The organism is Calothrix sp. FACHB-168 (assembly GCF_963889195.1).
Classification (GTDB): domain Bacteria; phylum Cyanobacteriota; class Cyanobacteriia; order Cyanobacteriales; family Nostocaceae; genus Aulosira; species Aulosira anomala_A.
Genome location: NZ_CAWPNJ010000068.1, coordinates 23,502 through 39,922, shown reverse-complemented (window position 1 = coordinate 39,922; position 16,421 = coordinate 23,502). Strand labels below are relative to the sequence as shown.

Annotated in this window: 9 protein-coding genes; 1 reads left to right on the top strand and 8 read right to left on the bottom strand. The window is 41.3% G+C overall.

Annotated elements, in window-relative coordinates; genetic code table 11:
- The 5 genes from AACW45_RS32585 to AACW45_RS32565 all read right to left on the bottom strand — a co-directional run.
- A partial coding sequence (locus AACW45_RS32585) for an Hpt domain-containing protein (RefSeq protein ID WP_190637233.1) occupies window positions 1-3,287 on the bottom strand: 3,287 nt, incomplete at its 3' end.
- A 76-nt stretch (window positions 3,288-3,363) separates the two neighbouring features.
- Entirely contained in the window at window positions 3,364-6,237 is a 2,874-nt protein-coding gene (locus AACW45_RS32580) for a methyl-accepting chemotaxis protein (protein WP_190637230.1), read from the bottom strand.
- 16 nt (window positions 6,238-6,253) lie between these two features.
- On the bottom strand, window positions 6,254-6,784 hold the full coding sequence (locus AACW45_RS32575) for a chemotaxis protein CheW (RefSeq protein ID WP_096642544.1): 531 nt from the start codon (window positions 6,782-6,784) through the stop codon (window positions 6,254-6,256).
- Window positions 6,785-6,797: 13 nt separating this feature from the next.
- Window positions 6,798-7,163 (bottom strand): response regulator transcription factor, encoded by a 366-nt coding sequence (locus tag AACW45_RS32570; protein ID WP_096642543.1) that lies wholly within the window; start codon window positions 7,161-7,163, stop codon window positions 6,798-6,800.
- Between the two features lie 330 nt (window positions 7,164-7,493).
- A complete protein-coding gene (locus AACW45_RS32565) occupies window positions 7,494-8,678 on the bottom strand; it encodes a response regulator (protein WP_190637236.1) in 1,185 nt (394 codons plus the stop codon).
- Between the two features lie 679 nt (window positions 8,679-9,357).
- On the opposite strand from AACW45_RS32565, the gene hmpF reads away from it, so the two are divergent.
- On the top strand, window positions 9,358-11,130 hold the full coding sequence (hmpF, locus tag AACW45_RS32560) for a pilus motility taxis protein HmpF (protein WP_190637228.1): 1,773 nt from the start codon (window positions 9,358-9,360) through the stop codon (window positions 11,128-11,130).
- 29 nt (window positions 11,131-11,159) lie between these two features.
- Here hmpF and tilS read toward each other — a convergent pair whose 3' ends face one another.
- The 3 genes from tilS to AACW45_RS32545 all read right to left on the bottom strand — a co-directional run bounded on the left by tilS (window position 11,160) and on the right by AACW45_RS32545 (window position 16,057).
- Window positions 11,160-12,146 (bottom strand): tRNA lysidine(34) synthetase TilS, encoded by a 987-nt coding sequence (tilS, locus tag AACW45_RS32555; RefSeq protein ID WP_190637226.1) that lies wholly within the window; start codon window positions 12,144-12,146, stop codon window positions 11,160-11,162.
- Between the two features lie 107 nt (window positions 12,147-12,253).
- Window positions 12,254-12,562: a hypothetical protein gene (locus AACW45_RS32550; RefSeq protein WP_190637224.1), complete on the bottom strand. Its 309-nt coding sequence runs from the start codon at window positions 12,560-12,562 to the stop codon at window positions 12,254-12,256.
- 375 nt (window positions 12,563-12,937) lie between these two features.
- Window positions 12,938-16,057 carry an MFS transporter gene (locus AACW45_RS32545; RefSeq protein ID WP_190637222.1) on the bottom strand — a complete coding sequence of 1,040 codons (3,120 nt, stop codon included), beginning with the start codon at window positions 16,055-16,057 and terminating at the stop codon, window positions 12,938-12,940.
- Window positions 16,058-16,421 lie beyond the last annotated feature (364 nt).

Genomic DNA, 16,421 nt, shown 5'->3' with positions numbered 1-16,421 from the left:
AATGCGCTATCAACTGCTGATTCCTGATTATCCAAATTTAATACTGGAGGTTCGCCAACAGTTAATTCTGGGTTATCAAATGCATCTAATCCACCAAAATCCAATGCGCTATCAACTGCTGATTCCTGATTATCCAAATTTAATACTGGAGGTTCGCCAACAGTTAATTCTGGGTTATCAAATGCATCTAATCCACCAAAATCTAGTTCACTATCAGCAACTGATTCCTGATTATTTAAATTCAATCCTGGAGTTTCAGCAGTTGTTGCTGGAGTATCAAATACATCTAATCCAGCAAAATCTAGTTCGCTATCAGCGACTGATTCCTGATTATCTAAATTTAATACTGGCGTTTCCCCAACAGCTAATTCTGGAGTATCGAATGCATCTAATCCACCAAAATCTAGTGCGCCATCAACGACTGATTCCTGATTATCTAAATTCAATCCTGGAGTTTCACCAACAGTTAATTCTGGAGTATCAAATACATCTAATCCGCCAAAATCTAATGCGCTATCAACTGCTGATTCCTGATCATCCAAATTTAATACTGGAGGTTCGCCAATAGTTAATTCTGGAGTATCGAATGCATCTAATCCACCAAAATCCAGTGCGCTATCAACAACTGATTCCTGATTATTTAAATTTAATACTGGAGGTTCACCAACAGTTAATTCTGGCGTATCAAATGCATCTAATTCTCCAAAATCTAGTGCGCTATCAACCGTTGATTCCTTCGTATTATCAACAACAGTTGTTTCTGGTGTATCAATATTGAACAAATCATCGTCCAGATTGTTAACAGAACTGGAAGCATTAGCCAATAAATTTTCTGTAGGCTGATTAGTAAATTCAGGAGTAAAGTCTAAAGGTTCTGGAGGTAGGGAGGTTGAGGAAAGTGATGTACTTTGGCGTAGCTCGTCGGAAACATCGCTTGTTTCTGCTAATAAGCTGCTAATATCTAATGCAGGTTCTTCTTGCTCATTCACAACAGGGATATTTTTTGTTTCAGTTGGTGTCAACTTGGCAAATAAATCCATCCCTGCATCGGCTGACAATATCAAATCTATCTGCTCATCTGTTTGCAAAATAGTTCGATCGAAGTCTTGCAAATCAAAAGTTGTTGGTGGTGGCGGTAATATTGACTCACTATCGCTAAAAAAGTCATTAGCCGCAGTAAATAAACTTTCTTCTAAAGCTTGAGCAACATCTTGCTCAATTGCTGCATCTAATTCTAGTTGTTGTTCTGTTTGTGCATCTTCATCCCAGAAATTTGGTAAATTTTCTGTTGCAGATGGAACTTCTCTGGGAATTTTTGGCGAGCGAGCGGATAAATCTGTAATTTCTGATTTATTGGCAAAATTTTGCGTATTTTCGGGAATTTCTGTAAATAAATTATCTACAGCCAAGAGTTCTGGCTGTGGTGAATCTAGTTTCGATTCTCTAACAGGAGTAATTTCTTCTAAAGAGTTATCCTGTAAATTATCTGAAAATACATTATTTAAATCAGTTGTTTCTTTATGATATATTTCTGCACCAGTAATTGCTTCATCGTTGATTTGTTTTAATTCACCATCAAGCAATATTTTGTTTTCATCTAATGCCAATTCTAATAAATCTTTGACTACATCTGGTGGTGCAATATCCCCAGGATACTCTAGAAGTATGTCGGCAAATTCCTCAATACTTTCATCATCATGATTTTCTAAATTTACATTTTTATTAACGAAATGATTTCCTGATATTTCCGATGCAGGTGGTATGGATTTTTCTTTTTTTGGCGAAATTTCACCGAATAAAGCGCCGAAATCTTCTGTTTGAATTATCGTGTTTTGGGAATAATCAATACTTTTATCGTCATCAAAAGATAGTAAGTCAGCTAAATCGCTATCAGTATCATCAGTATCGCTACTATTAATATCAATACCGAGATTACTCGCAGCATTAATATCTAAAATTTCTTCTTGTTGCCAAGTTTCATCAAGTTCTGGAGTTTCACCTTCAAATAAATCAGCAAGTGTATTTAACTCAGCTATACCAACTTCTGGCCCTTTCGGATCGCGATGACGATGACTCAGTGGAGTATCATCTTCATTGCTGGAGATAGAATTAAATAACAAAGGCAACTCAGTGGTGGTATTATCCTTTGTCGATGGAATCGCCTGTTCTTGCTGAGGTGGCTCAGATAGGGTAAATAAATTATTGATGTTGTCTGTGCTTTCATTAACAACATCATTTGTCATCGCAGGTAGCTCTGCTGCGATCGCATTATCATCATTATCAGCAAATAAGTCAGGCTCAGATGTATCCACTAAATCAGTGGTTTCCATCTCGAATAGCTCAACGTCTGGAAAGCTCAACAGTACTTCTAGCTGCTGACTAATGACAATATCTGCATCTTTTTCTTGAAGAACTAACTCTTGGGCGGTTTTGATTTCTGTAATCACAATTTTCGCCAGAGTTAGATAACTATTATCTGGATTAGCGATCGCATTTGTCACTGCTTTACATAAATTACACCATTTAGGTAAATTAAATGCCTCACCCAGCTGGAGTAACTGTTGACAACATTGCTGCAGACTTTGGCGACTTTGGGGAGTTGTTCCTTGTTTAAAAAGTTGCAACATTTCCCGCAGTGTCTGCATCACTTGGATTTGGAATTCGCTCCAATTCTGCTGTTTTTTGGCTACAGTGGGTGCAGTTGTTTCCTGGGGTGCTTTCTTAGAAGTTTCACCAGACACAATGCTGTTGTCTTCTTCTGCGTCGGAGAAATCCCTCTGCATAAAAATTTCTGTTAGTGTGTGGCTATTATCTGCAAAAGCTGGACGTACTTCTTTGGCTTTGCTGTCTACACCATTGGTTGCTTGTTGTACCAGTAATTCTAGATGCTGATTCAGCCATTGAAAGACCGGCTCAGTTTCTGACATCAAATTATTAGCAGTCTCTTCTGACAACCCATAAGGGCCGCTCAAATTTTCTAAAAGCGCTTTCAGGGTATCCGCAACACCAAGAAACAAAGACTCTAACTTTTGATCGACCTCGATTGGATTTTCTTTGAGAATTTTGAAACAATCTTCGAGGCGGTGAGATGTATGCTGGATGCTATTTAAACCAAGCATCGCTGCTCCCCCTTTAATAGAGTGAGCCGCCCGGAAGACTTCGTTGATCATTTCTGGGTCGTTCAGGGTACTCTGGAGATTTAACAACCCCTGCTCAATCGTATTCAGGTGGTCTCTTGCTTCTTCAATAAAATAACCCAAAATGCGCTGTTGTTGTTCCGGCAGCATAGTTTTTTCGCCAAGAGTCAATAGTTAATCATCAAAAGTCAAGAGCCAAGATTTGAACTTTGGACTATTGACTACATTATCTAGATTCCAGGGTTTCTACCCGGAAACGTTCTACGGAAGCGATCAAGTCACGGGATACACCCACTAAGTTTTGGAGTGCGCCAGAAACTCGCTGTGCTTCCTGGGAGGTTTCTTGTGCTGTTAGTTCTACGGATTGCATAACGTGAGCTACAGCACGCGATGTTTCAGTTTGTTCCACAGTATCGCTGGTAATTGAACGCACCAGAATATCAATGCGATTTGCCACTTGAATAATATTTTCTAGCGATCGCTTGGCTTCTTCGGCTAATTTAGTGCCTTTAATTACCTGTTGTGTCCCTTCTTCCATCGCCGTCATTACAGAGCCTGTTTCACTCTGAATTTGCATCACAATTTGTTCGATTTCTTTTAAGGATTTGGCAGATTTATCTGCTAGCTGGCGCACTTCATCGGCAACGATGGCGAATCCGCGTCCGGCTTCTCCCGCTCTGGCTGCCTCAATACTGGCGTTCAGAGCTAACAAATTGGTTCTAGAGGCAATTTGCGAGATTAAGGCCACAATCTTTGAGATTTCCTGAGAAGATTCCGCTAACCGCTTTACTTTGCGGGTGGTTTCTGCTACAGTTTCTCGAATTTCTAAAATACCCGCCACCGTATTTTCCACGGCTTCCCCTCCTTTCAGGGCGATGGTGCTAGCATCGCGGGCTACCGCCTCAGCTTCCCGCGCTGCTTCCGCCACGCGCTGAATCGAGTCGGTCATTACCTGTACGGAATTTAATGTGACTGCCAATTCTTCTGCTTGTCGCAAAGCATCGCTAGATAAGGCTCTGGCAAAGGTTTCCGAATTAGTCGCACCTTTGGTTACTTCCTTAGCGGCTACTTTTACTTGTTGGACGATATCCCGCAAGTTTTGAATTGTCAGGTTAAAGGCGTCGGCTACGGCTCCTAATACGTCGGCTGTCACTTCCGCTTGGACTGTTAAATCGCCTCTTGCTGCTCCTTCCACATCATCCAACAACCGAATTACTTGACGTTGGAGATTTTCTTTGGCTTCTTCCTGTTCGTCAGCTTTGCGTTGGGCTTCATTAGTGGTAGTAAAAATTACCCGTGCCATTTCATTAAAGCCAGTAGCTAGGAGTCCTAATTCATCTTCGGAATAGACTGTAGCTTGGACGTTCAGATTACCTTGGCGAACAGCATCAAACTGCGCTTGCAAATTCTCGGTAGTCCGGCGAATTTGCTTGATGGTAAAATTACCCATAAAGGCAGCAGTGGCAAATCCAGCTAGCCCAGCTGCTAATGACATTGCCCAGCCTGTGTTGCGTACTGATTCCCGTTGTTGGGGTGGGGAAAAATTCGTTGCGCCAAAGCTGACGATGGCTACCACTAGTGAGGAAACAATACCAACGCTACCTGCAATCAACCATTGTTTCTTTTCTAGGGGAGCATTCTCTAAGGGTGCTAACCAACTTTGCTCAACACTGACGACTGGTTCTAACTTAGCAACATCAACTTGGGTAAAAATTGGCATGGCTTCTTGGGAACCAGTAATCGAAAATAGTTCATCTTCGCGATCGCTATTTTCATTACTTCTTAAAGGTTCTGCACTGTAAGAGTCAGAATTGCTAGCCATGTCCAAGGAACCAGAATGCATAGCCACATCGCTGAAGCTAGAGTCTGCATCTGAGATGTCAAAGCCGGGAAGATTACCTAAATCGTCAAAGTCATCAAATTCATCTAAAAACTCTATATTACTCTGGGAATTACTTGCCTGAGGCTGATTGACTGGTTCTTCATCTGGCGTGAAACTGTCCGAGCCAAAAGCAGACTCAAAAGCGTCCAAATCAAAATTATCGTCAAGGTCTAAATTACTGGTTTCTACTTTGACACCCTTTTGCACCAGCTTTTCTTCTGGAGGCAAATCTCTACTAGCAGCAGAGACTTCTTTTAAGCTATCTTCAGCTTCTATGGGGCCTAACCAATTATGGGATGTAGTTTCAGCTATCTGCTCGTGATGACTAGAGGGTAAATTGTTGGTTTTTACGCCATTATCCCGCACAGAAGTTGGTATTTTAGCAAAATTGTCACTTTCCAGGCTATTGCTATTAAAATCTAAGTCTTCTGGTGGGTTATATTGTTCCCCAATCAAGAATTCTGTGGGTATTTCCCAGCTGTTGCTGATTGATAAATCAATTTCTGCAAAAGATGAATCGCTATCATTTTCTTCCAGGGAATTTGCCCCAGAATCAACAAAAGGATTGTTTGTACTGGAATGCTCAATACTGTTTTCTGTCTCATCTTCCTGCCAAAAAGCAGGTAATTCCAGATCTGCTTCTGCTTCCCAACTTTTACTTTGAGAATCTTGCTCGGTGGCTTGATTATCCAACTTAAAGGGGTCATCACTAAAAGATGCTGCAGAGTCTGATTGAGAATTCAAATCAGTACTGCTGTTTGCAGAGATATTAAAAGGACTATCCAAAGATAGTTCTTCTATTCCATCTGCTACTGCTTCATACTCGTCAAAAGCTTTATTATCAAAGCTGTTAGTATTAAGATCTGTTGTACTATGTGCTAAATCTTCAGTAGAGATTTGCTGATAGTTCTCTGGCGTCACCAGGCGATCGCTGGAATTACCTTGGTATTGATTAATACTTTCAATTCCATGTTTAGCAAAACCAATAATTTCCTTATTATCAGTTAACTGTAAGACTTTTTGATATTCGGCTTTGGCAATATCATACTGTTGTAAAACGTAGTAGATGTGACCCCGTAACAAATGGGAGTTAGGGTCATCTGGTAAATTTTGCACTACTTGGTCAACTAAAGTAGCGGCAACATCATAATTTTGTTGCGCATAAGCTGTACAAGCCTGCTTATATATTTCTAAGTAATCTTCTATACTTGCTCCCATATCCACCCTCCCAATTTCATCCTGCCCACCTCGCACTCCGCAAAATTGCCATTTGATCGAGCAGTCTTAGACACTGATTTTTTTTAGTATCTAGTAACCACTCACCGCGTAAAAAGGGAGCCATCGTATCCAGCACATGAGTTGGTAGCATGAGATTTTGGACATCTAGCCAGTCCATACCACCGATTTCATCTACCGCCAAGCCCACGATTGTGTCTTGATCTTCGATAGCAATTACCGGAATTTCTGCTCGATCTGTGTTTAGCGCGGTTGCTTCCCCGAGAAATTGACCCAAATCAGCCACCCAAATTACTCGACCTCGTAAATTTAGAGTACCCAAAAGTAAAGGAGAAGCATTAGGAATCGGCGTGATTCGATCGGGACTGAGTTCCATAACTTCTCGAATTCCAGTTGCAGGTAGTGCAAACTCCTGGTGCGAAGGAATGTAAAACCGCAAATGTAATTCACCTTCAGGACTTTCTACTTGTAATTCAGGACGGAAGTGGTCTTGACTACCACCACTTAAAAAGTCCGGTTTACTGACCATGTTATTTTCATCCTTATCCTCGCAGCAGTTGTTTGACTGTTCCTACCAACTCAGTTGGTTGAAACGGTTTGGCTATGTAAGCGTCTGCACCCTGTTTCATGCCCCAGTAGCGATCGAATTCTTCCCCTTTGGAAGAACACATCACTACCGGGACATTTTGGGTTTTTGGGTCGGATTTTAACCGCCGACAAACTTCATAGCCGTTCATCCGGGGCATGACAATATCCAAGACCACCAAGTCGGGAGGTGCGCTTTGAATAGATTCCAAAGCTTCGACTCCGTCACTAGCATGGGTGACTTTTAAGCCACTTGCTTTCAGGAGGTCTGTGATCATCTCCCTTTGTGCGATACTGTCTTCCACAATCAGAACTGTACTCATAAATGCCTATCTACCTCCTGATGTAGACGTTCCCGATTTGGAACATTCCCTGATTTTTCCGCAAGCATTTAGTGTATTAATTAACCTTATTCCTTCACTAATTTACTAAATAATAAATTTGTACTACTTAGATTGGGCTGGCTGTTTCTGTGATAACATTTTTTACCCCATCTTTTAGCGGATCAACAAGTCTAGTACCGCTACCGAGTCAGTCAAAAGTCAAAAGTCAAAAGTCAAAAGACTTATATTCTGGGCTTTTGCGCCATTAAGAATGGTATATTTATTGACGCCGTACGGTACTAGTGTTTTTTTGTATAGCCATGTAATAGTCTATTTCAGATAAGTCTCTATAAGTGTCAGTAACTCAGTATCTCTCAAAGGCTTTACTAAATAATCAGTAGTTCCTACCATCTTTGCTTTAACGCGGTCGAGAAAGCGATCGCGATCGCTCAGTAGAATAATGGGCAATAGCCGAAATGCGGTTGACTGTCGCAGCATTGCACAAATCTCATACCCATCTAATTCCGGCATCGCCATGTCACAAAAAATCATATCTGGCTTGAGTTGAAAAATCAGACTGAGAGACTCTAGGGGATTTGTTAAAGTTAACACTTCATATCCTTGTGGTTGCAAAATAGATTTAATCGCCTCACTGTTACTGTGAGCTTCTTGGATACTAAGTATACGTACTTTGCTCTTGGACTCTACCGCAGAATTTTCTCTATAGGGGTCAAAATCACAAGTGTTTGAATATACTAATTGCAGCCAACCTTGCAGCACATAAGGATATATAGCCTTGGCGACTGTGTAAACATCGCGGTTGAGACAACGAGCTAGCTGTCGCAGAGAGGTTTTACCATCTGCCCAATATGTGAGCTTATTAATTGTTGCTACTGGTAAACCACTGTGGGATTGAACTTCTTCAGAAATTACTGGCACTTGATTGGGAGACTGAATATGTGGATACATTTGCTGCCAATTTTGCAATTGCTTGACAATTTTCTTGATGAGCGGACTAATCTCCCAGGTTGTTAATTGGGGGGTAAGCACCGTCCCGTGATGAAAACTGAAGCAACCAGCGTGCAAACTCAGCAAATCAAACAAAGTTTCACATACCAAACCGTACAAAATCTCACGAGCAACCTTGGGTTGAATCAGATTGCGCTCCAGCAGTTCCCAGAGATAGCTATACTCAGCCACATTGACTGAATCTAGGGAAGCTAATTTGAGGTCTTTTAGCTGTAGCTTGACTCGGTAATGTCGGAGATAATCGTCAATCCTAGATAAACTACCATCTCCTTGTTGGCAATAGATAATCTGGCCGTTGACAAAAAAGATAAACCAATACTGTTGTGGTTTGCAGCTGAAGCAATGATGGTGTCTGTTTACCTCTGCACTAAATTTTTGGCAGGGGCAACTATTATGGGTTGTCACCAACAATTGACCAGTTCGCTGTCCCCACTCAATCAATTGCAGGATACTAGGAATATCAATTTCATTTAAATCTCCCTGCATTGAGGTCAAAGGTACTCCTTGTAATTCTATTTACATACTTTATTAATTTTGCCCAGTAATGTTTTTATGATTAACTTGTCAGACAAGTTTAACTGACTAACTGACTTTTGACTGAAAAACATAACTTCCATGCTGGCTGCGACCTGAATTTAGCTATTGTGGGGAATAGCAAGATGGCTTCACCAAATTTTTAAACTTGTGCCACTAGTACCAATGTGCGGAATTCGTAATTCCTTCTACCCAGTTTTAAAACCGCACTGCGCATGGTTTAGGATATTTCGCTGGGGTAATTGATTTACACCCACGAGTACTAAATATGATTTTTGCTAATTGCTGCTAGAGAAATATCTAGCAAAAATCAGAAAAACTACCATTGGTGCTGCATTTCCCTTCATTAAGGACGGTCAGCAATTTTCCTTAATTTTTCGTAATACACTTTGACAAAGCTAGTGATCGCACGGTAGCCATCATTATTGCCATCAGCACAAAATATAAAGGCGCGATCCACACATCTATATTTAGCAAATATGTAACCAGATGTGACATATCATCTCTATAAATAGTTTTGTATATTTTGTTTGTCTTGTTCTCTGTTGCCGGATGACCTCAGGCAAACTCACAAAAATACCTAAGATATAACTCAAATCACGGACATCAAGTACACAAAAGGACTAACGGTGTGCTGTATTTAGCAGAAGTACAAAAGCAAAAAGGCAACTTACTCACTACCAATTTACTCAGTAGTAATTCCAAAACTGAATTGAAACTCCTGGCTTGTCAGCGAACCGATCAGAATTGGACTACTGTGTCAGAGGATGTGATTGCGGCAGAGGAAGCCAGCAAATTAAATGATGGCGCACTGGTATTGGTAGAACTGACTCCTAACCGCCAGGTACAACGCATTCAAGAAGCTGGGCGTCCACTAGTGAATATTTTGCAGAATTTTTCTCGGCAGTTAGAAAAATTCAAGTCGAAAGAAGAAGAAATCGATCAGTGGAAGCAATCATTGACATTTCAGGCACAAGAATTGAATCGTCGGGAAATGGAAATGGAAGTGCGCTTAGAACAGTTGCAAAATATGGAAACTGATTTTCAGCAACTGGAGGCGCAACAACAGGAATGTGAAAGCTCGCGTACAGAGATTGAAAAGTTGCAACAAGAAATTGAGCGCAATCGTCAAGAACTGGAAGGAGCTTGGGAGCATTTGCGCGGCGAACAGCGTCGTTTAGAAGAATCTCAAGCAGAGGCTCAAAAAGGGAAGACATTAGACGAAGAGCAAAGTCGAGTACTGCGGGAATTAATCGATCGCCTTTCTAGTCGGGTTGCGCCCACAGAAACAGTGCGGGAACAATTGAATTTTGCATTTGAGTTAGTTGAAAAGCAGCAAGATACTTTAAATCAACACTGGGAAAAATTAGAGCAACAGAAAACTGTAGCGACGCAAAAGCAAGAGGAACTTGATCGCCTAGTACAAAGCTTTAGCGATCGCCAAAATAGCTCGGAAGAGGCTCAAAATTCTCTCTACCAACAAAAGGCTGAGTTAAAAGTGAATATGGCAATTCTGGCTAGCAAGCAGGAATATGCGGGAATTTTGAAGACGCAATTACGCAATCTAGAAGGTTTATATCAAAATATCGAGTCTGTTTCTGGAAGCTGTAGCGGTGGAATGCTGGCGCAAGTTGATGTGAAAGCTTTAGAAAACATGGCTTTAGACGAACTGCAAAAAGTGGTGCAAGATTTGCAGGAGAAGTATGATATCGACTCTAGTTTTGTTCAAGACCAAGAACAAGAACTAAAATACAAACAAGAAGCGATCGATGCATTAGAAAAAAAGATTCATCAAGCATCTGACCAAGATGTGATTAATCTAGAAATGGAACTGGCAGATGAAAAAGACCTCTATCAAATGCTCAACCAAAGTTTGGTAGGACAACGCCGGAATTTGCTCCAACGTCAGAAGTTACTTAAGCAACATCAAACAATACTTTTAAAAAAGCAAGGACATACTGTTGCTAATGAAGCAGAAGACAATTCCATTGATTTAGAGCCGATTCTGTTACAAACTGAAAACCAGCGTCAACAACAGTCTCAAGATTTGCAAAAATTGGAACGCGAGATTGAACAAATGCAAGCTGGGATTGACTTAGCCCAAGGAATGGTTGACAATCAAACTCATGACTGGGAAGAACAGCGTCAAGAACTGAAAAAACTGGAAGAAAACCTACAAGCTCTGCGGACAGAAACTACTGAATGCTGGAGTCGGGTGAATATTTATCAAGAGTCTTTACAACCTATTCAAGACTGCTTGGATGGTTTACGCCAAAAGTTACAAGCAATGGTTGAATCTTTAGCTGAAGTTCAAGAAACTGGTGATTATCAACTCCAGGCTATTGCCCAAATGCGCGAGACACTGCGTGAGTTAATGTCTCAGCCAGAATTGCTTGCATCTTAAATTGAGGCGACATTTACCGACATTTACATTTAAGTAAAAATGTAAATTAAATCACCTTGTACTTGAGCGATCGCACCACCGGGAAAGGGATCTGTTTGTGTCCGATTAGGCGCTGTAATTAAATTAGTTAATTTCTCGATATGTTCAAAACTGGGTGCATCTGGAAGTATTTGTTGTAAGACTTGACGCATAACACGCCGTTGCAGTGCTAGGGGTGCTGTTTGCAAGATGCGACGATTGAGGCTTACAGGAACAATTGCTACAGGAGTTAAGCCGATTGTGGCTGCTTCCCGCAACTCCTGGGCGACATTCTCTAAATATTCCACTTCGCCTTGGAGTAGTTCGGCTGTTTGGGCTAAAGCTGATTCAACTTTGGGGTTAAAATTTGTTTGCAGATATGGAATTAACTCTTGGCGAATGCGGTTGCGGGCGTATTGTAAATTTTGATTGGTGGAATCTTCCCATATTGGCAGATGGAATTCATCACAAAATTGTTTTGTTTGGGTACGGGTAATTTCTAACAGTGGACGCACTAGGGTAATGTTTTCTGTGAGGGGACGTTTCCAAGTCAGTGCTTGCAAACCATCAGCACCTGTACCGCGAATTAAATTATATAAAAGAGTTTCGGCACGATCGCTAGCTGTGTGTCCGGTGACGATACAATGGTAATTATTTTTCTGAGCGATCGCGCTTAAAACTTGGTATCGCCAATCCCTTGCTGCTGCTTCACTAGTTAACTCTTTGTCAGCAGTTTCTAAATAAAATAATATATCCCAGCTTTTCGCCAGTTGTTGTACATGAATAGCATTAGCTTGGGAGTCAGTACGCCAGCGATGATCGCAGTGAGCAATAGCTAAATCCCATCCCCATTTTGCTTGTAAATCTAAAAGTAATTTTATTAAGCATAAAGAATCTTGTCCGCCAGAAACCGCGACTAATAGGCGTTGATTCCGCTCAAATAAGCAGCGCATTCGGATTGTGCGATGTATTGTTGCATGTAGATGAGTCCATACCATTGATATTTTGCGCCCCAGAATGCATATCGTTGTCTATTTTATCTGTGGCTTCTAGATGTTTGATTGCTGCAATCTGGGGATTTGATGGTTTTCCGCTCTAATCTTGCTTAGAAAGAAGGACTATGTTCTTTATCCCAACATTTATTATCATGCCATTCTCTTTGAGTATCTTGGCATTCGGCGGCATTATCAATCCAAGGTATTGATGTGGCATAAGGTGATTCTTTGTTGGAGTATAAAAAAGAGAATAAAGACGCAGAACTTGAGGAATGAAAGAGGGAATAAATGATGATAAATGTAGAAATTGGTAGACCTAGTAAAAATCCCATCACTAGAACAATATTCTTGAATTTACCATTTTTTTTACCAGTAGAAAACCGTGGTCTTTTCTTCTTAGCCTTGAAATTTAATAACACAATATTAACCTGAACGAATATCTACTTATTTTGCATCCGTAAAGGATAGTTATATTGTATGGAATAAACCGCGAGATTAACTATGATGATCTTACTGTTTCTATTTTGTAAATTTTTGATTATTTATAATAAATATACAAAATAAACACAGTAAAAATCAGGTTTCTTTACTGAATATTTTCCAGAATTACCGAAATACTTAATCAAAAATTAATAAATATTTTAGAGAAATTCATCAAAAGCATCCGGATGAAAAAGACAAAGGGAGCAGAGGAAATAAAAATATAAATTGTAGAGAAGCAGAAGTATTAGAAGACAAAAAAAACCTCCCACAAGGGGAGGCTGAATTAATTGAGCGGAGACAATTTTGATAACTTACAGCCGAACAACAGCGATCGCGCCTCCCAATGCGGAGAAAATAGCGGAGACAACGGCTGTCGCAAATAACCACCAAGCTGCTGTGGCGGCGGCTTTGCGGGTTTCTTCTGCTTGTCGCTGTGCTTGATGTTTGACTTGTTCTAAACGGCGCTGTGCTTCGTGGTGTAAGCGTTCTGCTCTTTGAAGAACGGTGTTGCGCGCGCCTTCAATTTGGTCAATAATCTGGTTAGCATCGTCTTCGGAAATATCTTCACGGGAACTGATAATGGCGACTAAGGTATCGCGGTTAAATGACGATAGGCGATCGCGCAATGCATCAAATCCCGCTTGGGGATCGTCAAATAATTGGCGAACATCACGCTTAATACTATCGTAGTTCAGTTCTGGACGCTCCAAGGAGTTGAGATAGTTACGGATACGGGCAAAAACCCCATCAATGACATCTTGGATGCGGCGCTGAATTCCGCGTATTTGCTCGACAAATTGCTCGCGCACCGAGACGATGTTATCAGCAATTTTCGCTGCTTCCTCATCGGTAATATCTTCGCGAATCTTCAGCAGAGCGATAATTGTCGAACGATCGAAATGCGCCAAGCGATCGCTAAAACTTTCTATCCCTACGCGCGGATCGTGCAGTAGTAATTGTAAGTCGCGTTTGATACCTTCAGGGTTGAGTTCTTCTTTACCTGTTTGCCGCAAATACTCTTCTAAATAGGCTTGGAAGGTTTCTACTCGCTGCTGAGTTCTGGTAGCTAAACGACGGGGCGCACGCACAATATTGCGAAGCGAATTTTGTACAGAATCAATGATTTCATTAACTTGCTGTTCGCTTAAGTCTTGGCGTTGACTCAGTAATTTTACGAGTGTGTCTCTGTCTACCTGAGACAAGCGACGACGCAGAGCTAAAGCGCCTTCCTGGGGGTTTTCAAACAATCGATTTAAATCGCGCTGAATCCCTTCGGGGTTGAGTTCAGCTTGGCCTGTATTACGTAAGTAGTCAGCAATGGTAGTGCTAACCGAGTCGTATTGCTCCTTCGCTTTATCAACTACAGCTTGGGGCGCGTGGCGGATACTGTGCCATGAATGTTCTACAGTATCAATAATGCGATTTGCTTGGTCTTGGCTGATATCTTGGCGCTGACTCAACAATTGTACTAAGGTATCGCGATCAAAACGCGCTAATCTTGCTCTCAGGGCGATCGCTCCTCCTTGGGGATCTTCTAATAGGCGTTTGAGATCGGCGCGAATTGCATCGGGGTTGAGTTCGCCTTTGCCGGTATTACGCAGATATGACTCTAAATTCAGCCAGAGAGTTTCAGCTTGATATTTTGCCTGATCTGCGAGATTTTTTGATTCGATTAAAGCGCGATCGCGTTGTTTTTCTAAATCATCGAGAATCGCGTCGATTTCATAAGGCTGAATATCATTGCGTTGAAACAGTATTTGCTGCATTTGATGGCGATCGATCGCCGCTAACCGCCGGGAAAGGGTTTCATAATCTGCATCTGGATCTGACAACAAAGGCCTAAAATCCCGTTCAATTCCTTCCGTAGTTAAATCAGCTTTACTGGTAACAAGTAGATAGCTAGAAACGCGACGTTGCAAATCTTCTACTATTTCTCGTTCTTCAACCGCAGTTACCGTCACCAATACTGATTGGCGCACAGCTTCTAAGCGATCGGCTATGCGTTGAATTTGTCCTTGAGTCAGCAGTCCCCGATTTTGCAAAATATTGACAAAATCATTGCGAGAAAGGCGCTCTAGTTCTCGCCTAACTACTCCCGGATCTGCGGCTGGATCGTAGATAACATCACGGAATTCTTCAGCAATTCTTTCTGAACTGAGTTGCCAAGCGTAAGTATTATACAGGTAGTTTTCTACATCAGCCCGAATTGGGCTATAGGGTTGAGAAGCTGCGGGTAAACCTAGCTTATCGGCTTGTTCAGTAATTTTGTCTTTAGCAGTGGATAGAGATTGCCAAATTTTTTCGACATCTAAATCTGACAAATCTGTTCTCCCCAAAACCACACCAGTCAAAGCCGAAAGTCCTTGCTGGATTGTACTCTGAATTGGGCCTGGGGCTGCTTTTTGGTCAGCTTCTTGAGAACCACGAGTTTCTGCAATTAACCTTTCCAGCTTGGCGTTGAGTTCATCAGTTTTAGTTTGTCCTGGTGGTAGAGATTTCAAGTAATCAACTAATTCCCCTAAACGGTCTTGGGCTGGTGCTTGCTGGCTGACTACTTGTTGCCAGAGTTTATATAATGTATCAGAGATTCGCTTAACATCGCGTTTAGAAAGGTCAGTGCGACTACTAACTAAATCGATAAACTTTTGACGGTCGATATTGCGTAGATCGGGGTTATTAGCGATCGCTTGAAATTGGGGATCTTTGAGTAAGTTTTCAAAATCACTGCGGATTTTCGATAGATCCAACTCTGGGGGACGCAATCTGTCGAGGTAATCTTCGACATTTTCCCTGATGCTAGTTGGATCGATCCCGCTTCCTAGTTCCCGGCGGACAGCCGCAGCAGCAGCTTCAGCTGTAGCTACAACTTGATTGCTCACAGTTTTCGCACCCAATGCAGCCGTCGCCGTCCCCATAATTGCTTGAAAGCCAGAGGTAGCAGTGTTCACCACTGAGCCAATTAAAGAACCGACTGTAGTGGAACTTACCCACATCAAGAGTAAAAAGTAAGCACCCCAAATTACTAGTCCCAAAGTTGCACCCAATCCCGGATCTAATACCAAGAGACTGAGTTTTACTGCTAAAAAACAAGCAATTAATAAAGCAACCGTAACAGTAACTACCGTCCAAATGCCTACAGCTGTACCAATTTTGCGAATAGTACCGCCCAAACTTCCCGCTTCTTCGCGATCTGAGTCTGAGTCAGATGAATGTCCCAGGTAAGAAATACCCGCAGCCACCGAGAGATTTGTTAATACTATTTGAAAAGCAAAAGCGAGAATTACACCAGAGATTAAAGCCACAAAAAACCGCGGCCCAGAAGTGAGAACCGATGCTTGTGCTGGCGATACACCTGTTGAGTCTACTGGAACCTGTGCCACCCACAATAGTGGTTTGTAGAGTCCCAGCATAATTTCTGTACTTTGAATCATTGTATTTCCTTTTTCTAAGCTTAAATTTGGGGAAATTAAGAATTACACGAGCAGAATTTTTCTATTTATTGGGAAAACAATCACGTCTGTAGCTTTCAGAATCGTGGAATTCAGGCATTGTCAGCATCTCTCCACAGTTTGAATAGCATATCTAACGCAGGATAGAAATATTGATTGCACTTCTAGCAAAAGTCTGAATTTATCAGTTTGGGTAAGCTTTTCAGATGAATAGTCAAAAACGCCAAAATATTTAGTGAATAAGTTGATTAAATAGTTTGTAAAACTTACTAATTTCTGATTTGGAATATAGATAAATCTCTGTATTTTGCTGTATTTTTTCTGAAAAAATTAAATCTTAATAAAA